This is a genomic window from Bradyrhizobium sp. ISRA442 (assembly GCF_038085055.1).
Lineage (GTDB): Bacteria > Pseudomonadota > Alphaproteobacteria > Rhizobiales > Xanthobacteraceae > Bradyrhizobium.
In genome coordinates, this window is record NZ_JALGCN010000016.1 from 1 (window position 1) to 24,844 (window position 24,844).

27 protein-coding genes are annotated in these 24,844 nt (G+C 64.8%); 19 read left to right on the forward strand and 8 right to left on the reverse strand.

From position 1 onward, the window contains the following. Positions 1-11: 11 nt before the first annotated feature. The 7 genes from MTR72_RS27680 to MTR72_RS27710 all read left to right on the forward strand — a co-directional run bounded on the left by MTR72_RS27680 (position 12) and on the right by MTR72_RS27710 (position 6,770). Positions 12-1,214, forward strand: coding sequence for a vWA domain-containing protein (locus MTR72_RS27680; protein ID WP_280970039.1), 1,203 nt, complete (start codon positions 12-14; stop codon positions 1,212-1,214). A 10-nt stretch (positions 1,215-1,224) separates the two neighbouring features. Continuing rightward, positions 1,225-1,548: an XdhC family protein gene (locus MTR72_RS27685; RefSeq protein WP_008564652.1), complete on the forward strand. Its 324-nt coding sequence runs from the start codon at positions 1,225-1,227 to the stop codon at positions 1,546-1,548. Positions 1,549-1,550: 2 nt separating this feature from the next. Beyond that, entirely contained in the window at positions 1,551-2,252 is a 702-nt protein-coding gene (locus MTR72_RS27690; protein ID WP_280970040.1) for an XdhC family protein, read from the forward strand. Next, a complete protein-coding gene (locus tag MTR72_RS27695) occupies positions 2,249-3,853 on the forward strand; it encodes a molybdopterin-binding/glycosyltransferase family 2 protein (protein ID WP_280970041.1) in 1,605 nt (534 codons plus the stop codon). Before MTR72_RS27690 ends, MTR72_RS27695 begins: the two co-directional genes overlap by 4 nt. Before the next feature lie 222 nt (positions 3,854-4,075). Then, complete coding sequence (locus MTR72_RS27700; RefSeq protein ID WP_280970042.1) at positions 4,076-4,465, forward strand: DUF4189 domain-containing protein; 390 nt, start codon at positions 4,076-4,078, stop codon at positions 4,463-4,465. A 90-nt stretch (positions 4,466-4,555) separates the two neighbouring features. Beyond that, a complete protein-coding gene (locus MTR72_RS27705) occupies positions 4,556-4,966 on the forward strand; it encodes a DUF2000 family protein (RefSeq protein WP_280970043.1) in 411 nt (136 codons plus the stop codon). A 700-nt stretch (positions 4,967-5,666) separates the two neighbouring features. Then, complete coding sequence (locus tag MTR72_RS27710) at positions 5,667-6,770, forward strand: TIGR03118 family protein (protein WP_280970044.1); 1,104 nt, start codon at positions 5,667-5,669, stop codon at positions 6,768-6,770. Between the two features lie 218 nt (positions 6,771-6,988). Here MTR72_RS27710 and MTR72_RS27715 read toward each other — a convergent pair whose 3' ends face one another. The 3 genes from MTR72_RS27715 to MTR72_RS27725 are packed head-to-tail and all read right to left on the reverse strand — an operon-like array spanning position 6,989 to position 8,223. Next, entirely contained in the window at positions 6,989-7,402 is a 414-nt protein-coding gene (locus MTR72_RS27715) for a GFA family protein (RefSeq protein ID WP_280970045.1), read from the reverse strand. Between the two features lie 15 nt (positions 7,403-7,417). Then, the gene (locus MTR72_RS27720; protein WP_280970046.1) at positions 7,418-7,891 is read right to left on the reverse strand and encodes an SRPBCC family protein; all 474 of its coding nucleotides are present in this window, start codon (positions 7,889-7,891) and stop codon (positions 7,418-7,420) included. After that, entirely contained in the window at positions 7,888-8,223 is a 336-nt protein-coding gene (locus MTR72_RS27725; protein ID WP_280970047.1) for an ArsR/SmtB family transcription factor, read from the reverse strand. The genes MTR72_RS27720 and MTR72_RS27725 overlap by 4 nt, the downstream gene beginning before the upstream one ends. 90 nt (positions 8,224-8,313) lie before the next feature. On the opposite strand from MTR72_RS27725, the gene MTR72_RS27730 reads away from it, so the two are divergent. From MTR72_RS27730 to MTR72_RS27755, 6 genes are all read left to right on the forward strand, one after another. Next, positions 8,314-9,015, forward strand: coding sequence for a TetR/AcrR family transcriptional regulator (locus MTR72_RS27730; RefSeq protein ID WP_341511578.1), 702 nt, complete (start codon positions 8,314-8,316; stop codon positions 9,013-9,015). Positions 9,016-9,119: 104 nt separating this feature from the next. After that, complete coding sequence (locus tag MTR72_RS27735; RefSeq protein WP_341511579.1) at positions 9,120-9,881, forward strand: HlyD family secretion protein; 762 nt, start codon at positions 9,120-9,122, stop codon at positions 9,879-9,881. Further along, complete coding sequence (locus tag MTR72_RS27740; RefSeq protein ID WP_280970050.1) at positions 9,878-10,816, forward strand: ABC transporter ATP-binding protein; 939 nt, start codon at positions 9,878-9,880, stop codon at positions 10,814-10,816. Before MTR72_RS27735 ends, MTR72_RS27740 begins: the two co-directional genes overlap by 4 nt. Continuing rightward, complete coding sequence (locus MTR72_RS27745) at positions 10,813-11,976, forward strand: ABC transporter permease (protein ID WP_280970051.1); 1,164 nt, start codon at positions 10,813-10,815, stop codon at positions 11,974-11,976. Before MTR72_RS27740 ends, MTR72_RS27745 begins: the two co-directional genes overlap by 4 nt. Before the next feature lie 30 nt (positions 11,977-12,006). After that, a complete protein-coding gene (locus MTR72_RS27750; protein WP_280970052.1) occupies positions 12,007-13,314 on the forward strand; it encodes an adenylate/guanylate cyclase domain-containing protein in 1,308 nt (435 codons plus the stop codon). A 539-nt stretch (positions 13,315-13,853) separates the two neighbouring features. Next, a complete protein-coding gene (locus tag MTR72_RS27755; RefSeq protein ID WP_280970054.1) occupies positions 13,854-14,768 on the forward strand; it encodes a PhzF family phenazine biosynthesis protein in 915 nt (304 codons plus the stop codon). A 140-nt stretch (positions 14,769-14,908) separates the two neighbouring features. On the opposite strand, the gene MTR72_RS27760 is transcribed toward MTR72_RS27755, so the two are convergent. Beyond that, positions 14,909-15,370: a DUF488 domain-containing protein gene (locus tag MTR72_RS27760; RefSeq protein ID WP_280970055.1), complete on the reverse strand. Its 462-nt coding sequence runs from the start codon at positions 15,368-15,370 to the stop codon at positions 14,909-14,911. Between the two features lie 9 nt (positions 15,371-15,379). Then, a complete protein-coding gene (locus MTR72_RS27765) occupies positions 15,380-16,201 on the reverse strand; it encodes a DUF72 domain-containing protein (protein WP_280970056.1) in 822 nt (273 codons plus the stop codon). A 117-nt stretch (positions 16,202-16,318) separates the two neighbouring features. Between MTR72_RS27765 and MTR72_RS27770 the strand changes: the two genes are divergently transcribed. The 4 genes from MTR72_RS27770 (at position 16,319) to MTR72_RS27785 (ending at position 19,958) form a co-directional block, all read left to right on the forward strand. Beyond that, positions 16,319-16,696, forward strand: coding sequence for a hypothetical protein (locus tag MTR72_RS27770; protein WP_280970058.1), 378 nt, complete (start codon positions 16,319-16,321; stop codon positions 16,694-16,696). Between the two features lie 149 nt (positions 16,697-16,845). Beyond that, entirely contained in the window at positions 16,846-17,049 is a 204-nt protein-coding gene (locus MTR72_RS27775; RefSeq protein ID WP_280970059.1) for a hypothetical protein, read from the forward strand. Positions 17,050-17,291: 242 nt separating this feature from the next. Beyond that, a complete protein-coding gene (locus MTR72_RS27780; RefSeq protein ID WP_280970060.1) occupies positions 17,292-18,449 on the forward strand; it encodes a glycosyltransferase family 2 protein in 1,158 nt (385 codons plus the stop codon). 6 nt (positions 18,450-18,455) lie between these two features. Next, positions 18,456-19,958 (forward strand): glycosyltransferase family 39 protein, encoded by a 1,503-nt coding sequence (locus MTR72_RS27785; RefSeq protein WP_341511580.1) that lies wholly within the window; start codon positions 18,456-18,458, stop codon positions 19,956-19,958. 12 nt (positions 19,959-19,970) lie between these two features. Here the strand turns inward: MTR72_RS27785 and MTR72_RS27790 are convergent, their stop codons facing one another. Then, positions 19,971-21,860 carry a CHASE2 domain-containing protein gene (locus MTR72_RS27790; protein ID WP_280970062.1) on the reverse strand — a complete coding sequence of 630 codons (1,890 nt, stop codon included), beginning with the start codon at positions 21,858-21,860 and terminating at the stop codon, positions 19,971-19,973. A gap of 59 nt (positions 21,861-21,919) precedes the next feature. Further along, the gene (locus MTR72_RS27795; RefSeq protein WP_341511616.1) at positions 21,920-22,390 is read right to left on the reverse strand and encodes a FecR domain-containing protein; all 471 of its coding nucleotides are present in this window, start codon (positions 22,388-22,390) and stop codon (positions 21,920-21,922) included. On the opposite strand from MTR72_RS27795, the gene MTR72_RS27800 reads away from it, so the two are divergent. After that, on the forward strand, positions 22,290-22,658 hold the full coding sequence (locus MTR72_RS27800; RefSeq protein ID WP_341511619.1) for a hypothetical protein: 369 nt from the start codon (positions 22,290-22,292) through the stop codon (positions 22,656-22,658). The genes MTR72_RS27795 and MTR72_RS27800 overlap by 101 nt on opposite strands. Before the next feature lie 381 nt (positions 22,659-23,039). Further along, positions 23,040-24,200 (forward strand): DUF2778 domain-containing protein, encoded by a 1,161-nt coding sequence (locus MTR72_RS27805; protein ID WP_280970063.1) that lies wholly within the window; start codon positions 23,040-23,042, stop codon positions 24,198-24,200. 7 nt (positions 24,201-24,207) lie between these two features. On the opposite strand, the gene MTR72_RS27810 is transcribed toward MTR72_RS27805, so the two are convergent. Next, positions 24,208-24,837: a glutathione binding-like protein gene (locus MTR72_RS27810; RefSeq protein ID WP_280970064.1), complete on the reverse strand. Its 630-nt coding sequence runs from the start codon at positions 24,835-24,837 to the stop codon at positions 24,208-24,210. Between the last annotated feature and the right edge of the window lie 7 nt (positions 24,838-24,844).

Consider the following 24,844-nt stretch of genomic DNA (forward strand, 5'->3'; position numbering starts at 1 on the left):
AGTGTTGGACCATGGCCATCAACCACCTTGCGCCTGACAAGACCGAGCAGTTCGCCGACAACATCGTCGGCTTTGCGCGCGCGCTGCGCGCGGCGGGCCTGCCGGTGGGGCCGGGCGCGGTCATCGATGCCATGAACGCGCTGCAGGTGATCGAGATCGGCAGTCGCGCCGATGTCTTCACCACGCTGGAGGCGATCTTCGTCAAGCGCCATGAGCATGCGCTGATCTTCAAGCAGGCCTTCAACCTGTTCTTCCGCGCCTCGGAAGAGTGGAAGCACATGCTGGATTCTGTGCCGCTGCCCGATCACGCCAAGAAGAAGCCGCCGCCGGCCTCGCGCCGGGTCCAGGAGGCGCTGTCGCAGCCGCACATGACCGAGACGCCGCAGCACCAGGAGCAGGATCTGCGCCTGTCGGTCTCCGACAAGGAAATCCTCCAGAAGAAGGATTTTGCGCAGATGAGCGCAGCGGAGATCACGGAGGCACTGCGCGCGATCGAGAAGATGCGGCTGCCGCAGGCCGAGCTTTTGACCCGCCGGCAACGGCCCGATCCACGCGGCTTGCGGCTCGACCTGCGCCGCACGCTGCGCGCGTCTTTACGCACCGGCGGCGACATCATCGACCTCCATCATCTCGGCCGGATCGAGAAGCCGGCGCCGATCGTGGCGCTACTCGACATCTCGGGCTCGATGAGCGAGTACACCCGCCTGTTCCTGCATTTCCTCCACGCCATCACGGATGCGCGCAAGCGCGTCTCGGTATTCCTGTTCGGCACCCGCCTCACCAACGTCACCCGTGCGCTGCGCCAGCGCGATCCCGACGAGGCGCTGGCGAGCTGCTCGGCCGCGGTCGAGGACTGGGCCGGCGGCACGCGCATTGCGACCTCGCTGCACAACTTCAACAAATTGTGGGCGCGGCGCGTGCTGAGCCAGGGCGCCATCGTGCTGCTGATCTCCGACGGGCTGGAGCGGGAGGCCGATTCCAAGCTCGCCTTCGAGATGGACCGGCTGCACCGATCCTGCCGGCGGCTGATCTGGCTGAACCCGCTGCTGCGGTTTGGCGGCTTCGAGGCCAAGGCGCAGGGCATCAAAATGATGCTCCCGCACGTTGACGAATTCCGCCCCGTGCATAATTTGAGTTCGATCCAGGAGCTGATCAAAACGCTCTCCCAGCCGCTGCCGCCGCATCACCGCAGCCTGATCCGCTCCGCAGCTTGAGAGGTGGCCTATGCTCGATCGCGACGAGGATATCCTGAAGGCGGCGGAGGACTGGCAGAAGGCCGGTCGTGGTGTTGCGCTCGCCACCGTGGTGGAGACCTGGGGCTCGGCGCCGCGGCCTGCGGGCTCGAGCCTCGTCATCAACGACGAAGGCACGTTCCTGGGCTCGGTCTCCGGCGGCTGCGTCGAGGGCGCCGTGGTCACCGAGGCGATGGACGTGATCGAGAGCGGCAAGCCCAAGATGCTGGAGTTCGGCGTCGCCGACGAGACCGCCTGGAATGTCGGCCTGTCCTGCGGCGGCACCATCCGCGTCTTCGTCGAGAAGGTCGGCTAGCCGTGAAGCTCGAGATCCTGCACGAACTCAATTCCGAGCGCGCCGCGCGGCGGCCGGTGATCCTGGTGACTGACACCGAGAGCGGCGAGCAGCGGCTGGTGAAGGCCAAGGACTTTGCCAGGGATTCCTTACGCGCCGAGCTTGAGAAGCAGCTTCGGATGGGCAAGAGCGCCAACGTCGAGGCCGGGGGCAAGAAGCTGTTCCTCAACGTCTACGCGCCGACCGCAAAGCTCGTCATCGTCGGTGCGGTCCATATCAGCCAGGCGCTCGCGCCATTGGCGCGCTCGCTCGGCTATGACGTCACCGTGGTCGATCCGCGCACGGCGTTTGCGAGCCCCGAGCGCTTCCCCGACGTTCCGCTGGTCGCCGAGTGGCCCGACACGGCGCTGCCGCCGCTCAATGTCGATGCCTACACGGCCTTTGTCGCGGTGACGCACGATCCGAAGATCGACGATCCCGCGCTGCTGCACGCCTTCGAGCGCGGTTGCTTCTATATCGGCGCGCTCGGCTCGCGGAAGACGCACGCCAAGCGCGGCGACCGGCTGCGGGCGCAGGGCGCGAAGGAGAGCGACATCGCGCGCATCCACGCGCCGATTGGCCTTGCGATCGGCGCGGTCTCGCCGTCCGAGATTGCGGTCGCGATCATGGCCGAGATCACGGCGGTGCTTCGGCTGCCTCCAAAAGAAAAAGAAGAAGCGGCATGAAATTCGGCCCGGCGAGCCCCAAGGATGCGATCGGCGGGGTGACCGTCCATACCCTGCGCCAGGGATCGCTGGTGCTGAAGAAGGGCACGACGATCGGCCCTGGCGAGGTCGAGACGCTGGAGCGCGCCGGCATCAAGGACATCGTGGTGGTGCGCATGGAGGAGGGCGACGTCTCCGAGGACGTCGCGGCCGCCAGCATCGCGCTCGCCGTCGGCGGCGATGGCATCCATGTCGAGCGCGCGTTCACCGGCCGCGCCAATTTGTTCGCGGCGCGCCCGGGCGTGCTGGTGATTGACCGCGCCGCGGTCGACCGCATCAACAACATCGACGAGGCCATCACCTTTGCCACGCTCTCCGCCTTCAAGCCGGTGGTCGAAGGCGAGATGGTCGGCACCGTCAAGATCATTCCTTTCGGTGTCGAGGAAAGCTTGCGCGATGCCGCGGTGAAGGCCGCGGGCAAGGACGTGATGACGGTCGCACCCTACGTGATCAAGCGCGTCGGCGTGGTCTCGACGCTGCTGCCGGGCTTGTCCTCCAAGGTGGTCGACAAGACGCTGCGCGTCACCGCCGAGCGGCTCGCGCCGGCTGGTGCCAGCATCATTGCAGAGCGGCGCGTCCCGCACGAGCAGCGGGAACTGTCGGCCGCGATCAATGAGCTGCTCGGGTTAGGTGCCGAGCTCGTGATCGTGTTCGGGGCCTCCGCGATCGCTGACCGTCGCGACGTGATCCCGGCGGCTGTTACGGGAATAGGCGGCGAGATCGAGCATTTCGGCATGCCGGTCGATCCCGGCAACCTCCTGTTGATTGCGCGCGCCGGCGGCGTGCCGGTGCTGGGTGCGCCGGGCTGCGCGCGCTCGCCGGTCGAGAACGGGTTCGACTGGGTGCTGATGCGGCTCTTGGCCGGCATCAAGGTGACGCGTGCCGAGCTGATGGGCATGGGCGTCGGCGGCCTGTTGATGGAGATCGTTACGCGGCCGCAGCCGCGCGCCAAGCCCGAGACTGAGGGCAACAGACAGGTCGCGGCTATCGTGCTCGCGGCGGGACGCTCGACCCGGATGGGCGGACCGAACAAGTTGCTTGCCGAACTCGACGGCAAGAAGCTGGTACGCCTCGCGACCGAGCAGGCGCTGGCGTCGAAGGCATCGGAGGTGATCGTCGTCACCGGCCATCAGGCCGAGCTGGTCGAGCAGGCCCTGCAAGGCCTGAAGGTGAAGTTCGTCCGCAATCCGGATTTCGCCGGCGGCATCGCAAGTTCGGTCAAGGCCGGCATCGCGGCCGTGCCAGAGGCTTGCGACGGCGTCCTGGTCTGCCTCGGCGACATGCCGCTGATCGATTCCGGCCTGATCGATCGCCTTATCGACGGCTTTGCGCCGGACCGCGGCAATCTCATCGTCGTTCCCGTGAGCGAAGGCCGTCGCGGCAATCCCGTGCTGTGGTCGCGCCGCTTCTTCAGCGAGCTGATGACGCTCGACGGCGACGTCGGCGCGCGCCATCTCATCGCAAAGCACGCCGAGGCTGTCGCCGAAGTGCCGGTCGACGGCGAGAGCGCCTTCCTCGACATCGACACGCCGCAGGCGCTTGAGGCGGCAAGACGCGGATAACGGTGCCGTAGGGTGAGTTAGCCCTGCGGCTGCGCGAAGCGCAGTCCACTAAGCGTAACCCACCATCTCACAGCGGAAAGAGAAGTGGTGGGTTACACTGCGCTAACCCACCCTACGAATTCATCCGCGCCTTTCGACTCCCGTTTTCAACCACTCGTTCACCATCTGGAAACGACCGCCGCTTACAGTCGCCGCCACCTGCCTGGGGGGAGGGGTTTTTCCATGGCTTCGAATGTCGTCGCGCGCCGTTGCGCGATGTTTTGCTTTGTCTTTTCGGTTGTTGTCACTGGCGCCCGTTACATCACCGAAGCCCACGCCGCCGGTGCGTTCGCGGTCGGCAAGTGCGGCGCCTACGGCCAGGCTTATGACTATGCCGGCGAGCACGAGGCGCGTGCGGCGGCGCAGAGGCAGTGCAAGGGCGAGTGCACGACGGTGACGATGAAGCGCGCCTGCGCTGCGATGTCGATCGATCTCAGCAATCCCTGCGGTGCCTATGGCTACGCCGTCAAGCCGAAGATCTCGGCCTCGCTGAATGCCGCCACGCGCGAATGCTACAAGTATGGCGGCAAGGAATGCGTGATCCGCGCCTGGGCCTGCGACGCGAAGGGGTGATTCCCCTTGCCGTCATGCCGGGGCGATGCGACGGTACCGCGCGAAGCGCGGCCCGGAGCATCGAACCCGGAATGACAGCGGAAGGAACCGATGCAATTCGACACCAAGATCGCGGTCGTGATCCGGACCGATCTGCAGGCCTGGCAGAAGCTCAACGTTGCATCCTTTCTCACCAGCGGCATTGCGGCGGCGTTTCCGGAATGCATCGGCGAGCCCTATGAAGACGCCTCGGGAACGAAGTATCTCTCGCTGATCGGTCAGCCGATCCTGATCTATGGCGCTGATGGTCCTGCGCTATCGCGTGCGCTCGATCGCGCGCTGTCGCGTGGCGTCACTCCGGCGGTCTACACCGAGGACATGTTCAAGACCACGCATGACGCCGCCAACCGCGAGGCGGTGAGGGCGGTTGCCCGCGCCGACCTCAATCTCGTCGGTATCGCCATGCGCGCCGAGCGCAAGGTGATCGACAAGATCGTCGACGGCTTGAAATTCCATAGCTGAAATCGGCACCGCGCGCGGCGCGTTGTCACTTGATTGTTATCGCGTGGCTTGCAGCAAACATGTGCTGCTTGACTCCAATCAAGGGCTCGCGCGGCCGTTAGCGACACAAAAGCCCAGTACAAAATCGCAAAATAAATCGTGAGTTAGTTTCTGACAGATAAGTCAAGCTGTCGTGGCGTCAAAATGAGATGCGGTCTATCTGCCGTCGACAGTGGTGCACACAAGATCGCTCGGCAAAGAGTGGCGCAAAAAAAATCGGACAGCGCGGGATAGTTTGTACCTTGCCGGGGTTTTATTGGCAGCGATCAGGACCTCACCGCTTGGACATGACAATGCGTGCGCTCGCATTGGCCAGTACGGTACTGCTCGCAAAATCGTCTTGAAGTAAAATCGTCTGGAAAGGGAGTGCAGCGATGAAACGCGTGTCATCAGCCTCTCTCGCAATCGGGCCCTGCCTGTTTGCTTCCGTCAGCATGCGCAGTGTTGAGTGCCGGCCCCTCAACAGGCCACGGCAGAATAGAGCATTTGGCCGGTGATTGCCGCCCATCATTTTACCTCTGCAGTCAAGCACCGAAGCCCTTTGCTGGAGCTGACGACTTCATCGCTATGAATCCGCCAGGCGGCATCGTTTCCGATGTTCTCGGATGAAAGACATCTGCTCGACCATCTCAGTCAGTCGTTGCATCATGGAGGAACAATCATGAAAGCGCCGTTCCACACTGACCCGACGTCCGCCGACGCCGCCGATGCGGCTATCTATGTTCAGACGAACCTGGTCTCGGATATCCCCGGACTCGCCACGGTAACCGATCCGAATTTGGTGAACCCTTGGGGCGTCTCGTTTCTCCCCGGCAGCCCCTTCTGGATCTCGGACCAGCAGACCAACTTGGCCACCGTCTACCCGGTGACCGACAGCACCGATGTCTCTCCCGCGGTTCTCACCGTGAGCATCCCAACCACCGCGACCGGACCCCAGGGCCCCACGGGACAGGTCTCCAATACGAACGCCTCGTCTTTCATCCTGGACGACGACGCGAGCGCCCGCTTCATCTTCGCCGATCTCAACGGGACGATCTCCGGCTGGAACCCCGGCCTCGGGACGACCGCGTCCGTCGAAGTGACGACGCCGGGCGCCGTCTATACCGGATTGGCAATCAACGAGGCTCATACGATGCTCTACGCCGCCAACACCAGCGCCGGGACCATCGACGTCTTCAACAGTAGCTTCGACCCGGTCGACCTAGGCGATCACGCGTTCAAGACCCCGGGCCAGATCGCGGCCCGGGGGCTCGTCCCCTTCAATGCGACGGACATCGGTGGCGAAGTGTATGTGACCTACGCGCCTTCCGGGCGCGATGCGCAGATAGTGGCCGACGAAGGCGACGGGGCGGTGGCCATTTTCAGCGAGAGCGGCAAACTCGAGCCGCATGGAGTGCTGCTCGGCGGCCCTCACACTCCTCTCGCCGCTCCGTGGGGCGTCGCTATCGCTCCGGACAATTTCGGCCAGTTCAGCGGCGACCTTCTGGTGGGCAATTTCAGCTTCCTGCATAGCGAAATCAACGCTTTCGATCCCCAGACCCACCACTTCGAAGGCACCATCCCGATCTCCGTCGGTTCGGGAAACACGCCGGGCGGTCTCTGGGCCCTGACTTTCGGGGGCAGCGGCAACGACGGCAGCCCGAACACCCTCTACTTCACCGACGGCATCGACGGCGAGACGCATGGTCTGTTCGGCGCAATCCAGAGCATGCCGCTAGCTGGGGCATCGACGCTGACGCATCATTCAGACGCGTTGTTGGTCTGATCGACGCAGCAGGGCCCTTCCGGCCCTGCTGGCACGATGCAGCTCACACCCCGAGGCAGCTCATGTCTCGCCGCAAAAGCGTGGTCGGCCGCGAACCGAATGGCAGGCCACAACGCGCGCGCGATCACCCGTCGAGCTCAAACGCCTGCTCGACGGGGCCGCCTCAGGCTTGAAAGACCAGTTCTGGGCACGATGCTGGGGCGCCTAATGTCGGCGCCTCACGCCGGCGGCATGCCCTCGAACTTCGGCAGGCTGGGATCGAGCTGATCCCAGCCATGTCCGCGCGCGGCGTAAGTGACCACCTGGGGCTTGTAGCGAGACGGCTCGTCGAGGCTCGCGGCGCGGATGGTGAAGATGTCGGGCATCGCCGCGAAGGTCATGTAGACCGGCAAGCCGCACACGGAGCAGAAGGCGCGCGTCTTCACATTGCCGCTGTCACCGACCATGTCCCATTGCTTGGCCTCACCTGTCACCGTGACGCCGGCGCGCGCGAAGGTCGCGTACGAGCCGTGACCGCTGCCACTTTCACGCTGGCAGTCCCGGCACTGGCAGTGGTTGGCGAAGAGAGGCTCACCGGAGATCGAATAGCGGATCGCGCCGCAGGCGCAGCCGCCGGTATAGGGCTTCTTCATCGCGATATCTCCCTCTCACTCTTCGCCGCTGACCGCGTCGAGCCTCTGCAGGACCTTGGTCCAGCCATCGCTCATGTTGCGGTAGGCGGTGTCGTTCCTGGGCGTCAGGAAGCCCGAATGCACGAGGCGCACGCGCGTACCGGCTTCGACCGGCGTGAGGGACCAGGTGACGACGGTATTGAGCGGCGAGCCGTAGCCGGTATTGCCTTCGTCGCCGCCCTTCCAGGCGTAGGCGAGGCGCCGGTTCGGCACGACTTCGAGAACGCGGCAATGGATCACGCCATCCCAGGCGCCGGCCGGGTTGGTCTTGAACGTGAAAGTGTTGCCTTCGGTTGCCTCGAAGCCGGTCGGCGGCATCAGCCAGCGCCCGATCAACTGGGCGGTCGTCAGCGCCTTCCAGATCGTCTCGGTGGAGTGAGGGAGGACCTCGTCGATGACGATGTCCTGTGTGTTTTCTTGGGGCTTGGCTTTCAACTCGGCAGCACTCACGGATCGATCTCCTTCAACAGGGTACGCAGGTTTTGGAAGCGCTCGCGCCAGAACACGCCGTAATGGTCCATCCATTCGACCAGCGGCTCGAGCCCTTGAGGGGCGGCGCGATAGTAGACATTGCGGCCCTCGGCACGCTCGGCGACGAGGCCGGCCTGCCGGAGGGATTTCAGGTGCTGCGAAATCGCGCCTTGGGTCACACCGCTGCCGCGCGTCAGCTCGGCGACGCTGATCTCTTTGCTCTCGAAGACACGCTCGAACACGGCGCGCCGGGTCGGATCGGCCAGCGCGCGCATGACGGTCGTAACCAGGTTTGGGGCGGCTTCGCTCATGGCCAACCAATTAGTCCAGGCTAATGCATTAGTCAAGACTAATGTGTTGGTCCGATTGACTATGACTGACCGGTCAGTCATAATCTAAAAATGGTAAAGACCCCGATCCACATTTCCGCCCCGCCAGACGTCCGCACGATCGCAAAGGGCGGCGCATCCAAAGCAGGTGGCGACGCCGTTGCAGGCGCCTCGAACCGCGCCGCACGGGCGGCTGAGCGGCGCGCGGCGATCGTGGAGGCGGCGCTGGAGGAATTCATCGCGCGCGGCTTCGCGGCGACACGGCTCGACGACATCGCCAAGCGCGCGGGCGTCGCCAAGGGCACGATCTACCTGCATTTCAAGGACAAGGAATCGATGTTCGAGGAGCTGGTCCGCATCGTGATCGTACCGGTGGTGGAGAAGCTCACGACGCTGCCGCCGCCGACCGGCTCGGTGCGCGATCTCGTCGAGTCCTTTGCCAGCAATTTCCTCAAGGAGGTCGCGAACACCAGGCGCGGCGATCTCGTGCGCCTGATCGTGGCGGAGGGGCCGCGCTTCCCGGCGGTGGCCGATTTCTACTATCGCGAGGTCGTCTCGCGCGGGATCGCAGGCATGCGCGCGCTGATCGAGCTCGGCATCGCCCGCGGCGAGATCCAGCAGAAGAACCTCGCACGCTTCCCCCAGATCCTGGTCGCACCGGCGATGATCGCGGTGATCTGGCAGAGCCTGTTTGCGCGGCATGCGCCGCTCGATGCGCAGGAGATGCTGCGCGTCCATCTTGATTTGATTTTTGGTGAACGGAGGACGACATGACGTCGTCGCAAATTATTTCGCACTTCATCCTCATCCTGAGGAGCGCGGAACGCGTGTCTCGAAGGATGAAGGCCCGGCTTTCAGTACGCCAGGCGCGACTTCATATGATCGTGGCCGTCGTGCTCGCAACTGGGCTTGCCGGGTGCATGGAGAAGCGTGATCCCGGCTTCCAGGGCTGGGTCGAGGCCGACATGATTTTCGTCAGCCCCGACGAGGCCGGTCGCGTGATCAAGCTCAATGTCCGCGAAGGTGACGAGGTCAAGGTCGGCGATCACCTCTATTCCGTCGACGACGATCTCCAGCTTGCCGATCTCAACCAGAACAAGGCGACGCTCGCGAACGCGCAGCAGACCTATGATCGCGCGGCCTCGCTCAGCAAGACCGGCTCCGGCACGCAGGCCAATCTGGATTCCGCGGTCTCGGCCTTGCGGGTCGCGGAAGCACGCGTGGCGACATCGGAGACGCGGATGGCGCGGCGCAAGTGCTTTGCGCCGGTTGCCGGCACCATCCAGCAGATCTATTTCCGCGAAGGCGAGATGGTTGGCGCGCAGCGGCCGGTGCTATCCATCATGCCGCCCGGCAACATGAAGCTGCGCTTCTTCGTGCCGGAGGCGGAGCTGCCGAAGCTCGCGATCGGCGATCAGGTTCGCGTGTCCTGCGACAATTGCGCTGATGACCTCACCGCAAAGATCTATTTCATCGCGACTTCGGCCGAATACACCCCGCCGGTGATCTACAGCCTCGATGAGCGCAACAAGCTCGTCTACCTGATCCAGGCGCGGCCCGCGCGGCCGGATGCCTTGCGGGTGGGTCAGCCAATCAGCATCTATCTCAATCCAAAGACTCCAGTGGCGGACAAGCGATGAACGGGACATCCGGCAACGGCATCGCGATCGACGTCAAGGGCCTGACGAAATCGTTCGGCGGCCGCGAGGTCGTGCACGATCTGTCGATGCAGGTGAAGCGCGGCTCGATCTACGGCTTTCTCGGGCCCAACGGCTCGGGCAAGACCACGACCATTCGCATCCTCTGCGGCTTGCTCACGCCGGACAGCGGCGAGGGCACCTGTCTCGGCTACGACATCCGCCGCGACGCCGAACGCATCAAGCGCCAGGTCGGCTACATGACCCAGCGCTTCAGCCTGTATCAGGACCTCTCGGTGCGCGAGAACCTGGAGTTCGTAGCGCGGCTCTACGGCCTGCGCGATGCCCGCAGCGCGGCGCGCGACATGATCAGGCGGCTCGGGCTTTCGGGCCGCGAGGAGCAGCTCGCCGGCGAGCTCTCCGGCGGCTGGAAGCAGCGGCTGGCGCTCGGCGCCTGCACCTTGCCCAATCCTCAACTCTTGCTGCTCGACGAGCCGACCGCGGGCGTCGATCCCAAGGCGCGGCGCGATTTCTGGAACGAGATCCATGCGCTCGCGGCCGACGGCCTCACCGTGCTGGTGTCCACCCACTACATGGACGAAGCCGAGCGCTGTCACGAGATCGCCTACATCGCCTACGGCCATCTCCTGGCGCGCGGCACGGTGGACGAGGTGATCGCGAAATCCGCACTCACCACCTATACCGTGACGGGTGAGGATCTGAACGGCCTTGCGGCCGAGCTCACCGGAAAGCCTGGCGTCGACATGGTCGCGCCGTTCGGCACGTCGCTGCATGTCTCGGGACGCGATGTCGCGGCGCTGGAGGCGAGCATCGCGCCATGGCGCGACAGAAGCGGCCTGCGCTGGCAGAAATCGTCGCCTTCGCTCGAGGACGTGTTCATCGAACTGATGGGCCGCTCGAAGGACAATTTCCAATGACCGCCGTCGATCAGCCGTTCCCAACGCACGAAATCCGGGAGCGCTTCGGTTTCTGGAAGCGCTCCTATGCGATGCTGGTCAAGGAATTCATTCAGCTCAGGCGCGATCGCGTGTCCTTTGCGATGATCGTCATGCTGCCGGTGATGCAGCTCCTGCTGTTCGGCTACGCCATCAACACCACGCCGCACAACCTGCCGAGCGCGGTGCTGCTCCAGGAGGACAGCGATCTCGCCCGCTCGGTGCTGAAGGCGCTGGAGAACACCGCCTATTTCCGCTTCCTTTACGAAGTGCACGATGTCGACGATTTCGACAATCTGCTGAAATCCGGCAAGGTGCTGTTCGGCGTCGAGATCCCACGCGGCTTCGAGCGCGCGGTGCGGCGCGGCGACAAGCCGGCGCTGCTGGTCGCGGCCGATGCGACCGATCCGATCGCGGCGAGCGCCGCGCTCGGCTCGCTCGGCATGGTCGTGCAGACCGCGCTCGCGCACGATCTCTATATCGGCGATCCCCCGGAGATGCCGTTCGAGATCCGGGCACATGCCCGCTACAATCCGGCGGCCGCCTCGAGCCTTAACATCGTGCCGGGCCTCGTCGGCACCATCCTGACCATGACGATGCTGATCTTCACTGCGCTCTCGGTCACACGCGAGGTCGAGCGCGGCACCATGGAGAGCCTGTTGTCAATGCCGATCAAGCCGGTGGAGGTGATGTTCGGCAAGATCATTCCTTACGTGCTGGTCGGCTTCGTCCAGGCCTTCCTCATCATCGGCATCGGTGTCGGTCTGTTCGGCGTACCCGTGCTCGGCAACTTAGTCCTGCTGGCGCTGTTGTCGACGCTGTTCATCACCACCAACCTGTCGATCGGCTATACGATCTCGACGGTGGTGCAGAACCAGCTTCAGGCCATGCAGATGTCGATGATGTTCTTCCTGCCGAGTATCCTCTTGTCCGGATTCATGTTCCCGTTCGCGGGCATGCCGGCCTGGGCGCAATATGTCGGCGAATGCCTGCCGCTGACGCATTACCTGCGGATCGTGCGCGCCATCATGCTGAAGGGCGCGACCATGCAGAACCTGCGCTTCGATGCGCTGGCGCTGGCCGCCCTGATGCTGGTCGCCATGGTCATCGCCGTGACGCGCTTCCGCCGCACGCTGGATTGAGGCAAAATACCCCGGAATCGAGGGGGTGGAATGGTCAGCTTTGCGAGCAGAAGGAAACGGCATCATGCCGTGTTGTCGGAGGATTTCGAGCGCGAGCTGACGCGGGAAGTGCTGCGCACCGAACTCTTGCGGGTGAGGGCGCTGATCATGACGGGATGCGTCATGATCGTCTTCCTCACCGCGATCTACCTGATCGATCCGGCCGTCGTGAACCGGGTCTGGCGCGGAACGCGTGGACTCCTCGAAGAGTACGGCCTTCTGATCGGCTTCATCCTTCTCGAGGTCTGGATCTACACCCAGATCCGGCGCAACCTCAGGCTCAACCGCGATCTGCCGGTGGTCCGGCGCTATATCGGCGCCCTGATCGAGACGTCGCTGCCCACGGTCATCCTCATCCTGCAAATCCGGAGCATGGGCGCGAGCCAGGCGCTCGGCTTCGCCGTGCCGCTGATCTACTTCATCTTCGTCATCCTCTCGACCCTGCGGCTCGATTTCTGGCTCTCCACCTTCACGGGCTTCGTCGCCGCGGCCCAGCTCTTCGCGGTTGCGCTGATCTATGATCCCTCGAGCGGCATCGGCGAACCTCAGACCTATTTCCATGCGGTGCGCAGCATCATCATCCTGGTCTGCGGCGTGCTCGCGGGCACGGTCGGCGCGCAGCTCCGGCGACAATTTGCCGCGAGCATCGCGGCGGCCACCGCGCGCGACCGCGTGACCAACCTGTTCGGCCAGCACGTCTCGCCTCAGGTGGTGGATCGGCTGATGACGCAGGGAACGAGCGCCGGCGGTGACGTCCGCCGCGTTGCGGTGATGTTCGTCGATTTCCGCGGCTTCACCGCGGGCGCGCAGACGCGCTCTCCGCAGGAGGTGGTCGACCGGCTCGACGGCGCCTTCGCGGTGCTGGTCGACATTCTCGACCGCGAGGGCGGCATCGTGAACAAATTTCTCGGAGACGGCTTTCTGGCGCTGTTCGGCGCGCCGCTGGAGGCCTCCGACGCCGCTCATCGCGCGGTTGCCGCAGGCCGCGAGATGCTGACCGCGATGGATCACATCAACGCGCAGACGAGCTGGCCGCTTCGTATCGGCATCGGCATCCATTTCGGCGAGGTGGTTGCCGGCAATATCGGCTCGCCCCGGCGCAAGGAGTACACGGTGATCGGCGACACCGTGAACTTTGCCTCGCGGCTTGAAGCGTTGAACAAGGAGTTCGGCTCGCAGCTCCTGATCTCGGCATCCGTGCGCGAGGCGCTCGGGGACGACGGCGGCGATGCCGTTGCGCTCGGCGAAGTCGCGGTGCGTGGCTACGAGCAGCCGGTGGCGGTATTTCGGCTGGGGTGAGGGGCTTTCGACGGCTTCAGACGCAACTCGCGTTTGGTTGATGAGGCGTGATGAAATTTTTGCCGGAGCTTTCTGCTCCTGCACTCAGGAAGCCGAAACGTCCTCGGCTTTCGTCTGTCACGCGGAGAAAACCAATGACCCGATTGACCTTTGTCTCGGCGGCCTTGATCGCTGCCGCCGTCTATCAAATTCAGACCGCAGCCGCCCGTGACGTCGCCGCGCGGCGCGCCGCACCTCAAACAGCGGCGGATTGTGTGAGGGCTCCAGCGGTGGGCGCGTATGCCTCTGCCCCCTACAAGGAGCCACCTTGCATGCCGAAGCCGACGAACTGACGATGGAGGCAGACGAGGTCGGGCTGGCGAACTCCGCCAACCTGACCTCGCGATCCGCTGCGGCCGGCTCACTATGCCTGTAGTCGCGCCAACAATGATTGCTCCGAATGCTCCGAGTTTTGAGACATGACGAGTAATGCCGCCGGCTTATACAATGCCGGCGGTGCGGCCGGTTGTGGCCGCCATTTGCGTGAAGGGAAGCGAAAGATGCAGCGGCGCTACATCACCGTCGACGTGTTCACCGACCGTGCCTTCGGCGGTAACCAGCTCGCCGTCGTGCTCGACGCCGGCGGGCTTTCGACCACACAAATGCAGGCGATCGCGACCGAGTTCAACTATTCCGAGACAACCTTCGTGCTGCCGCCGCGCGATCGGGACAATGACGCGGAGGTGCGCATCTTCACGCCGGTCAGGGAGCTTCCTTTCGCGGGGCACCCCAACGTCGGCACCGCATTCGTGCTGGCCACGTTCGCGAAAGAGCCGAAGCCGCGCCTGCTGTTCGAGGAGAAGGCGGGGCTCGTGCCGGTCGACATCAGGAGAGAGCAGGGCCGGGTGGTCAACGCCGAGCTGACCGCGCCGCAGCCGCTGTCGCGCCTCGCGCAGCTTTCCGCCGCCGAGGTCGCGGCTTGCCTGTCGCTCACCACGGATGACATCAGGACCGATCGTCACGCGCCGCAGGTCGTCGGCGTCGGAACGCCCTTCGTGGTGGCGGAAGTGCGGTCGCGCCACGCCGTGCGCCGGGCCAAGCCCGATGCCGCAGCGTTCGGCCGGGTGTTGCCGCGTGACGGTGCTTTCGCCATCTATTTCTACACCCGTGATGTCCCTGCGCCGGAGTCGCCCTGTGAATTGCAGGCGCGGATGTTCTTCCCGGGTGCGAGTGGCCTGATCGAGGACCCCGCCACCGGCAGCGCCACGGTCGCCGCGGCGGCCTTGTTCGCCGATCTCGATTCCCTGCTCGAGGGCGAATTGCGGCACACGATCGGCCAGGGCTTCGACATGGGCCGCCCGAGCCTCCTCCTGACGCGCGTGCGCAAGCAGGATGGCAAGATCGTCTCCGCTCATGTCGGCGGAAGCTGCGTGCAGATGATGGAAGGCACGTTCAGCTTGGCGGGGGAGGGGTAACCCTCGCCGCCCGCGCGCGAATTCTCTCCACTTGTCATCCGGGGCGCGCGTAGCGCGAACCCGGAATCCATCGGGCCGCAGAGTTGGTGGGTAAATGGATTCCGGGCTCGCGCTCGCGCGCGCCCCGGAATGACGGGGATCTAGATCTGCCGCCCCGCCAAATTCTTCACCGTCACCCCATCCCGCTCCTCGATGATCTCCGCGATCATCTGCCGGTGGCAATGGGCGTGGTCGCGCTCGTAGCAGAGCAGGCAGACGGGGCCGGCCTTCTTCACCAGCGCAGAGAGCTCGTCGAGCTCTTCCTTCGCCTGCGGCGTCTTCAGGTGCTTTGAATAGATCGTTTCCAGCACGTCGTATTGGCCGCTGCGAGCGGCGAGGCGGCCTTCCCTGGGCGTGCCGAGCGCGGCGAGGTGGACATAGGCGATGCCGCGCTCATCGAGGCCGGCGGCGAGCTGCTTCTTGGAGAAGCCCGGCCGGCGCGAGGAGGTCACCGCGCGCACGTCGACCACGAGCTTGACACCGGCCTGTTCAAGTTCGTCGAGCACGGCCCTGGGCGGTGTCTGCTCATAGCCGATTGTGAAGAGCTTCTTCGCCTTTGCCATCGAGCAATCTCAGCCCACCCGCGCAATCAGTTCCATGGCGCCGGCCGGTGCGCGCACCTTGCCTTCATGGATCACGTAGGCGAACACATCGCGCGGCTCCTTCTTGGGCTTTGCCTTGTCAACCTTCGGCAGGTCGTCGGGTTCGCTTCCCTCGGCCCAAGCTTGAAACCGCTTGCTCCAGGCATCGAGCTCCTTGGGCGGGTAACAGGTCTTGATCTCGTCGTTGCCCTTCTGCAGCCGGGCATAGACGAAATCGCCGGCGACGTCGGCGATCGCCGGATACTTGCCGTGCTCCGCAAACACCACGGGCGTCTCGAATTCGCGGATCAGCGCGACGAAATCCGGCGTGCAGAAGCTGTCGTGGCGGACCTCCACGACATGGCGCAACACGCGCCCGTCGAGCTTGCGCGGCAGGAGCTCGAGGAATTTGCCGAAATCGGCGCCGTCGAATTTCTTGGTCGGCGCGAACTGCCAGAGCACAGGTCCGAGATGGTCGCCGAGTTCCAGCACGCCGGAATCATAGAACCGCTTGATGGAATCGCCGGCCTCCGCCAGCACGCGGCGATTGGTGGCGAAGCGCGGACCCTTGACCGAGAACACGAAACCCTCCGGCACCTCGCTTGCCCATTTGCGAAAGCTCTCCGGTTTCTGCGAGCCGTAATAGGTGCCATTGATCTCGATCGAGGTCAGCTTCGAGGCTGCGTAGGACAGCTCCTTCGCCTGCGCGAGCTTCTCCGGATAGAACACGCCGCGCCAGGGCTCGAAGGTCCAGCCGCCGATGCCGATGAAGATGTTGCCGGATTTTTTTGACGCGGTTTTTGCTTTGGCCACGGAAGGATCTCGGATGGACGGGGAGCGGGCCTTCATCCTAATCAAACGAGTTGTGATTGGCCAGTTGCCGCACGCCTTCTAAGCTTTGCGCGGGATCTGCGAAAAAAGGAGAACAAGATGCGGATGCTGATGGTGGGAGCGGCGCTCGTGATGATGACATCTGCTGCCACATCTACTGTCATGGCGGATGACGATGATGCGCGCGGCGCGCAGAAGCTCGCCATCCAGGGCCGCGACGATTACTGGCATTGCCTGGCGCGCGAGTATTCGCGCGACAGCAATCAGGGCCTGTCGGAGCAGGATTTCAGCCGCTCGGTCGCCAGCGCCTGTCCCTCGGAGCGGCAGTACTATCGTGTGGCGCTGCTCGACTATCTGACCACGCAATATCCGAACATCGATTCCGGCGCCCATCTCGCCACTGCGAACAAGGCGGTCGAGTCGGCGCAGAAGGACATCGTGACCGCGTTCGTCAAGCGCCGGCCGCCGGAGAAGTAGGGGAGTGGCGAATGGCCAGTAGCGAATAGGGCAGGAAAGCCAGCATTCATCATTCGCTACTCGCCATTCGCCCCTCCGCGGAGGGCTCTTCCGGCTCCGCGCTCATCCATGGTATCAGATGGGAACATCTGGAACAGGGATGGGGTCACATGTCGTCTGAGTCGGTGGGTGGCATTTGTGGTGCGATCGTTGCCGCGATCGTGCTGGCGGTCGCCGTCGTCTTCGGGCCGATCGGCCAGTTCGGCAAGCCGCCCAAGCCCGCGAAGGTCGAGCCGGCCCCTGGGGCCGCGCCAGCGGCACCAGCCGCACCTGCGCCGCGAGGTCCCGTGATCCGGGAAGTGCCTAACCAATAAGGGCATGAAAACGGGGGTTTTAGCCCCCTTGCGAAGAACTTTGTCGTTCCTATCTAGTTGACAACGGCGACGTCGAGCGAAGAGCTCCGGCGCCGGAACGACCTTGGAATAGCTTGGGCCTGCGCCGGATGTACGCGCGGTCCGCCGTTCCGGGGTCGTTGGCATTTTAGGGCCTCTTTCGGCCATTTCCCCAGAGAAACCCCGGCTTGGCAGCGCAGGACGTGGCGGATATACGCTCCGTCATGAATGAAGCGATCAGACCGAGCCCCGAAAGCCGGCCACAGGGCCAAAATCACGTCCAAGAGACGGTTTCGCGGTCGCCAGAGCTTTCGGTGGTCGTCCCGACCTTCAACGAACGCGACAATGTCACGGTACTGTACCGGCGGCTCGAGGCGACGCTCGCCGGCATCGCCTGGGAGGTCGTGTTCGTCGACGACAATTCGCCCGACGGCACCTGGGACGTCGTGCGGGCGCTTGCCCAGCACGACAGCCGGGTGCGCTGCATCCGCCGCATCGGCCGCCGCGGCCTGTCGGGCGCCTGTATCGAGGGCATCCTGGCCTCCAGCGCGCCTTACGCGGCGGTGATCGACGCCGATCTCCAGCACGACGAGACGCAACTGCCGAAGATGCTGTCGCTGCTGGTGAGCGGGCAGGCCGAGCTCGTCGTCGGCAGCCGCTACATCGAGGGCTACAAGAGCGAAGGTTTCAACAAGCAGCGCGCCGGCGCCAGCGCGCTCGCCACCGAGGTGGCCAAGCAGGTGCTGCGGGTCGAGATCGCCGATCCCATGAGCGGCTTCTTCATGATCCGCCGCGACCGTTTCGAGCAATTGGCACCAAAGCTTTCGGTGCACGGCTTCAAGATCCTGCTCGACGTCGTCGCGAGCGCACAGGGCAGCTTACGCGCCGTCGAGATTCCCTACACGTTCGGTGCGCGGCAGCATGGCGAGAGCAAGCTCGATTCCATGGTCGCGCTGGACTTTCTCGGCCTCGTGCTGGCGAAGCTGACCAACGACATCGTCTCGCTGCGCTTCATCCTGTTCGCGATGGTCGGCGGCATCGGCCTCGTCGTGCACCTCACCACGCTGTTCATCGCGCTCGAGTTGTTCAGGGTGCCGTTCGCGGAGGCGCAGGCCGCCGGCGCGCTCGTCGCCATGACCAGCAACTTCATCCTCAATAACTTCCTCACCTACCGTGATCAGCGGCTGAAGGGCTTTGCCATTGTGCGCGGCCTGATCGCCTTCTACATCGTCTGCAGCGTCGGCCTGCTCGCCAATGTCGGCGTCGCCTTCTCGGTTTACGACCAGGAGCCGATCTGGTGGCTGGCTGGTCTCGCCGGCGCGCTGATGGGCGTGGTGTGGAACTATGCGATGTCCGGACTGTTCGTCTGGCGCAAGAAATAGCCAGCGATGGGCGGGGCTGACGCGCGGATCGTCCGCAATACGGCGCTGGTGATCCTCGCGCTGATCGCGCTGCGGCTGGTGGCCGCCGCGTTCACGCCGATCACCTTCGACGAAGCCTATTACTGGATGTGGTCGAAGAACCTTGCGGGCGGCTATTACGACCACCCGCCGATGGTCGCCCTCGTGATCCGCGCCGGCACCATGATCGCCGGCGACACCGAGCTCGGCGTCCGGCTGGTCTCGATCCTGCTCGCGCTGCCGATGAGCTACGCGATCTACCGCTCGGCAGCGATCCTGTTCGGCGGCGCGCGCGTCGCCGCGACCAGCGCCATCCTGCTCAATGTGACACTGCTCGCCGCGGTCGGCACGATGATCGTCACGCCGGACGCGCCGCTGCTGGTTGCCTCGAGCTTCGTGCTGTTCTTCCTCGCAAAGGTGCTGGAGACCGGGCGCGGCGCCTGGTGGCTCGCGGTCGGCGCAGCCGTCGGCGCGGCGCTGCTATCGAAATACACCGCGCTGTTCTTCGGGCCGGCGATTCTGATCTGGCTCGCGGCCGTGCCGAAGCTCAGGCGCTGGTTTCTCTCGCCCTGGCCCTATCTCGGCGGCCTCGTTGCGTTCGCGCTGTTCCTGCCCGTGATTCTCTGGAATGCGGACCATCAATGGGTCTCGTTCGCAAAGCAGCTCGGCCGCGCGAGGATCGAGGACTTCCGTCCCGTCTTCATCGCCGAACTGATCCCGACCCAGATCGCCTTCGCCACGCCCCTCGTCTTCATCCTCGGTGCAATGGGGCTTCACGCGCTGACCTGGCGCAGGGCGGGCGCGCTCGCCTCGCGCGTGCTGATCGAGGCGATGTTCTGGACCATCGTTGCCTATTTCGTCTGGCATTCGCTACATGCCCGCGTCGAGGCCAACTGGTTCGCACCGGTCTATCCGCCCTTCGTCGTCGCCGCGGCCGCCGCTGCCAACCTCGTGCAGTGGAAGCCGGCCGAGCGCCGGCTGGTCGATTTCTGCCTGCGCTGGGCCGCGCCCGCAGGCATCGTGATGTTCGCCGCGCTCATCGTGCAGGCCAACACGGGCGTGCTGTCCGGCTATCGTCGCGATGCGACTGTGCGCAGCGTCGGCGTGGGTTGGCGCGAGCTTGCCGGGCAGATCGAGGCCGTACGCGCCCGCCATGGTGCAAGCTGCATCCTCGCACCGGACTACGGCACCACGGGCTGGCTTGCCTTCTATCTGCCGCGCGGCACCTGCGTGCTGCAACAGAGCCAGCGCATCCGCTGGGTCAATATGGGAGAGCCCGATCCGAAGCTGCTCGCGGGCAAGCTCATCTATGTCGATGAGTTGCATCCGGAGGGCCACCCGTTCCTCAACGAGTTGTTTGGAGAGGTGACGCGCGTTGCGGAATTGCAGCGCAAGCGGGGGCCGCTGGTGATCGAGACCTACGGCATCGATTTGCTGGAAGGCGCCAAAGGCGAGGTGCTGGACCGCTCTCCGCCGCCGGAAGCGCGGTAGCGGTTCGAGACTTCAGCCCGCCACGTCGGCTCCAGCCGCCGCCTGTCTCGGCTGTCGCTCATCGCGCCAGAACCAGACCGTCACCGTGCCGGAGCGGCCGCGAATCTGCGTGCGCAGCGGGCCTCTCAGCGTGTTGTCGCGATCGCCGAGGAAGTCGGCGGCGTCCAGCAGCGTATCGCTGAGCGCGAGCTTTGCATCGTGCTGGGCGGCGACTTCCATCAGCCGGCTCGCCACGTTGACGGTGTCGCCCGTCGCGGTGATGTGCTGGTGGCTGCCGCCTAGGCGCGAGGCGACGATGGGGCCGAAATGCGCGCCGATCTTGAAGCTGAGCCGATCCCCGATCGAAGGCGGCAGCGATGCGAGCCAGCCTTGGACGGCGCGATGCAGGTCGACTGAGCATGTGACCGCGCGGGCTGCGTCATCCGGCATCGCGCGCGGCAGGCCAAACAGGATCATGGCGCCGTCGCCGAGAAAGTCCGTGATGATCCCGCCGGAGGAGACTGCCGTCTTGTCGACCAGCGCGTGAAACGCCTTGAGCAGATCGCGGAGCGTATCCGGATCGATCCGTTCGCTCAGCGACGTGAAGCCGGAAAGATCGATGAAGACGACGGCGGCGTTCTGCCGGACCGGCTTTGCCAGGAAATCGGGATCGCGCGCCAGCCACTCCTGCACTGCCGGCGCCTGGAATTGCGCCAGCGATCGGCTCTTGGCGGCGAGATATTGCGTCCGGCGTCCTGTCGCCCACAATTGCACGCCGGCGAAGACTGCGACCGGAGGCACCGCGGCTGCAAGCGTGGTCGCGCCGTTGAGCCAGATGCCGTGTGTGAACGCGAACAGGTTCAGCGCGGCCCAGGCCGTCATCACCGCGGCGGCTGCAATGATGCCGATCGCGCTCCGCCGCCAGGCCAGTAGGCCCACCAGCAGCATCGGCAGCAGGATCGCAGCGAGTGCATCGGCGATGTGGACCCGGCGGTCGCGCACGATGCCGTCGCCGGCAACGAGGTGGGTGATGGCGGTCGAGACGACCTCGACGCCCGGCATCAGGGAATCGAATGGTGTCGGGAAGAAGTCGCCGCCGCCCGCGACGGAGGCGCCGATCACGACGATCCGATCTTCGATCGTCCCGCGATCGAGCGTGCCGTCGAATATGGTCTGCGCGCTCACCGTGCGGATGGTTCGGCGCGGTCCGTAATAGGTGATCGGCAGCGCGAAGTCGGTATCGGTCCGAACCGTGCGATCGCCGAGCATGAGATGGTCCGGTGCGATCGTCAGCGGCTTGTCGAGCGCACGGCTCGCCACCCGCAGCGGAAACGACAGCTCGACCTTGTCATGCGTCCTGAACAGCATCGGGACCGAGAGCGGTGATCCCGATTGTCCCGTCGCGACGTTGACGACCCCGACCTCGGCGTGATCGGTGAAGGCCGCTAGCGGCAGCAGGAAGCGTTCGGCCTGGGGCAGGGTGGCGAGTGGCCCCTCGCTGCTCGTCGCCACGGTATCGCTGGCGGTCGGGAAGATCGCCGCGGCGGCGAGGATGGTGGGACTGGCGGCGAGCGAACGCGCCAGCGTGGCATCGCCGAGCCCGCCGCCGCGATCGACCAGCAGGAGGTCGATGGCGACGACCTTCGGCTTGAACTGCGCGATGGCGTCGACGACGCGCGCAAGATCGGCGCGGGGCAGCGGGTAGCGGCCGCCGCGCTTCACGACGGTATCGTCGATCGCAACGATGGTGACGAGATCGGGAGGGCGCTGCGGGCCGCGCGCCAGCGTACGCAGGTCGGTCAGCGTTGCCTCAAGGCGATCGAGAAACCGCAAATGGCCGTTGGCGTGACCGGCATAGATGCTACCGCCCCACAGCGCAGTGAGGACGAGCGCAACCAGGATCTCAACGCGTTGGCTACTCATACGGCCGTTTCTGCAATCCGCTTTGTCCGAGCCTGTTGTTCCAAGTCGACTGTCCAAGTCTACTGTCCGAGCCTTGCCATCAGCGCGTCGATGCGAGGCTGGCCCCAGCGTTTGACCTCCAGCGTGCCGGTGCTCGTCTCGACGTCGACGCCTTCGCCCGGTCCGAGGACGACGCCGCGTCCGCGAGCCCTGCGGCTCACGCCGACACGTCCGTCGGCGACGAAGACGGACGTCTTCGCGTCGGCAACATCGACCGCCCATTTGGTGCCGCGCACCGCCGCGATCGCCTGCGGCGTCAGCACCTTGAAGGGATTGCCGCCGCGCTTCTTCGGAACCTCGATCAGCAGGGCCTTGCTGCTCAACTCGACGGAGTCAATACGTCCGTCGCGGTTGGCGTCCTTAAGTTCAAACCTGGCGCCATTTTCAGCAATGATCGTGATGCCGTTGTCGCAGCGCCACATCTGCGTGCCGGCGGCGGACGGCGATGATGTGCAACTTGCACTGGCGGGCTGCGCGGCAGCCTGCCCCATCAACAGAAACGACCACGCCAGAGCCAAGCATCCGGCGCGCGTGCCCCTTTTCATGTCAGCCTCCATTGGCGTGGTCGGCACATTTCAAGGCAATGTTGATACGGTACCGTATTACACGCCGAGGCTGCTGAAAAGTGCCGTGCTGGCAGCTATTTTGTCGATCGGCGTATTTCCAGATTGCACGCGATCAACTTTCGGTCAGGCCGGCGTGTCGCGGGAGCTTCCGACAAGCAGCATCGACGGCACGTCAGGTGCTGTTTGTAGATGATGCCCATCATATCGACGCAGCGAACGGACGGCGGACTCGCCAGCCGCGCGCAACGCCTCGTCGCTATGTTTGGCGGTATTGCAGACCACGAAAACGGCGTAGTTGGATGCGCAATACGCCGCTGCTGGAGACGCCAGATGACCACGCCGAGAGGCGTGAGAATTATGGTTAACAGCCCCGCCTAAGTCCGTAGTTCTGCGGGCTTTTCCCTAAATGGGACAGCATTAACGAGTTGCCCTATATCCGCCTGAACTTAATCCGCATTTAACTAAAAGTCGCCTTAATGACGCTCCGACCTCCTGCGAGATGCTGCGGTCTGAACGTGACCAGTAGCGGCACTTCGAAGGGGGACTGAGTGACACCGTCCTGGACGCAAGGCGAATGAGTACGAGTATCGCTGCGCAGAGTAACGCGGCACGGAAGTCCAAGAATTCTTTTCGGAAGTCTTCCCGGAAAAAGACCAGCCCAAACGTGCTTGGCGCCGCCGCGATCGGCTGCCTCGTGCTGGGAGCCGGCTGGACCGTCTACAGCAACATCCTTGCCGCGAGCGTCTATCCGACGGTCGGCAGCACCGGCTACGACGAGCCCGTGATCAAGCGCGCGCCGAAGGTCGCGCTGCGCGAGGCGGGTGAGGCGGTGAGGGAAGCTTTCGCGCTGCTGCCCGACCGGGTGCAGGTCGCCGCGCCGATCTCGCGCGAAATGTTCAACGAGCGCTTTGCCGCCGCCGCTACCCAGGGCGTGGAGTCGAACGCGGCGAGCGCGGCGCTTCAGGCTCCTGCAACCAAGACTGCCGAAGCCAAGGAGACTGCGAAGCCCGCCGCGCCTGTGAAGGTTGCGGAAGCGCCGAAGGCGCAGGGCCCGGCCAAGATCGCGGACGCCGCGAAGGCCAAGCGTGGTGCTGATGCGCCGGTGCAGGTCGCCTCGGCCGAGCCGGCCGAGACTGCGCACCTGCCCGAGGCGAAGCCGAAGTCCTTCGCCGATCGCGCCAAGGCTGCCGTGTTGTCGATCACCGGTCCCCGCCAGTCGATGGTGGAGAAGCTCTGGGGCAAGCGCGAGCCGTCCGGCGGGCTGCTGGCCTATGCGTCGGCCGATGCCAGCGTGACCGCGAGCATCGCGCCGAAGGAGCAGAATCCCATGCTCGGCGGTTCGCCGCCCTATGAGCGCGACACCGCGGTCTACGACATCACCGCAAAGACGGTTTATCTGCCCGACGGCACCAAGCTCGAGGCGCACTCCGGCCTCGGCTCCAATCTCGACGATCCACGCTCCTCGCGCGTCCGTATGCGCGGCGTGACGCCGCCGCACATCTACACGCTGAAGCCGCGCGAGGCGCTGTTCCACGGCGTCCCCGCGCTGCGGCTGACCCCGATCGGCGGCGAGAACGCGATCTATGGTCGCGACGGCCTGCTCGCGCACACCTTCATGCTCGGGCCGAACGGCGACTCCAACGGCTGCGTGTCGTTCAAGGACTACTACGCATTCCTCGACGCCTATCGCAACAAGGGCATCCGCAAGCTTGCGGTGCTGGCGCGGGTCGAGTGATCCGCGTCTAGGCCGCTAGCGTCTTGCGCAGCGCCATCTCGGTGGCAATTGCTTCCCTCACGGCGGGCCGCGCCTGCATGCGTTCGAGATAGCTGACCAGCGACGGCCATTGCGCGATATCGACGCCGGCGGGACGGAGCAGCAGCAACGCCCAGGTGAGATGCGCATCTGCTACGGTGAAGCGATCGCCGACCAGGAATTCGCGCTCAGTGAGATGCGTGGCCGGCACCGACAATATCTGTCCGATTCTTGCGCGCGGCTTGGCGAGCGACGCCTCGTCCTTGTACCAGAAGGTTGGAAACAGGAACCCCTTGTGGATCTCGGCGCCGGTGAAGCTGAGCCACTCCTGCAGGCGATAGCGATCCGGATCGCCGGGCCGCGGCGCAAGCCCGAGCTCAGGCTTCAAATCGGCGACATATTGCAGCACCGCCGCGCTCTCGGTGAGCCGTTCGCCGTTCTCCAGGATCAGCACCGGCACGGCGCCTTTCGGCGAAACGCCGCGGAAATCGCTGCCGTCGTCCACGACCTTCTTGGTCCAGATATGGACGAGGTGATAGCGCGCCTCGATGCCGGCCTCCATCAGCGCGATACGGCTGGCGAGCGAGCAGGCCATCGGAAAGAAATAGAGCTGCAGCATCGTGCGC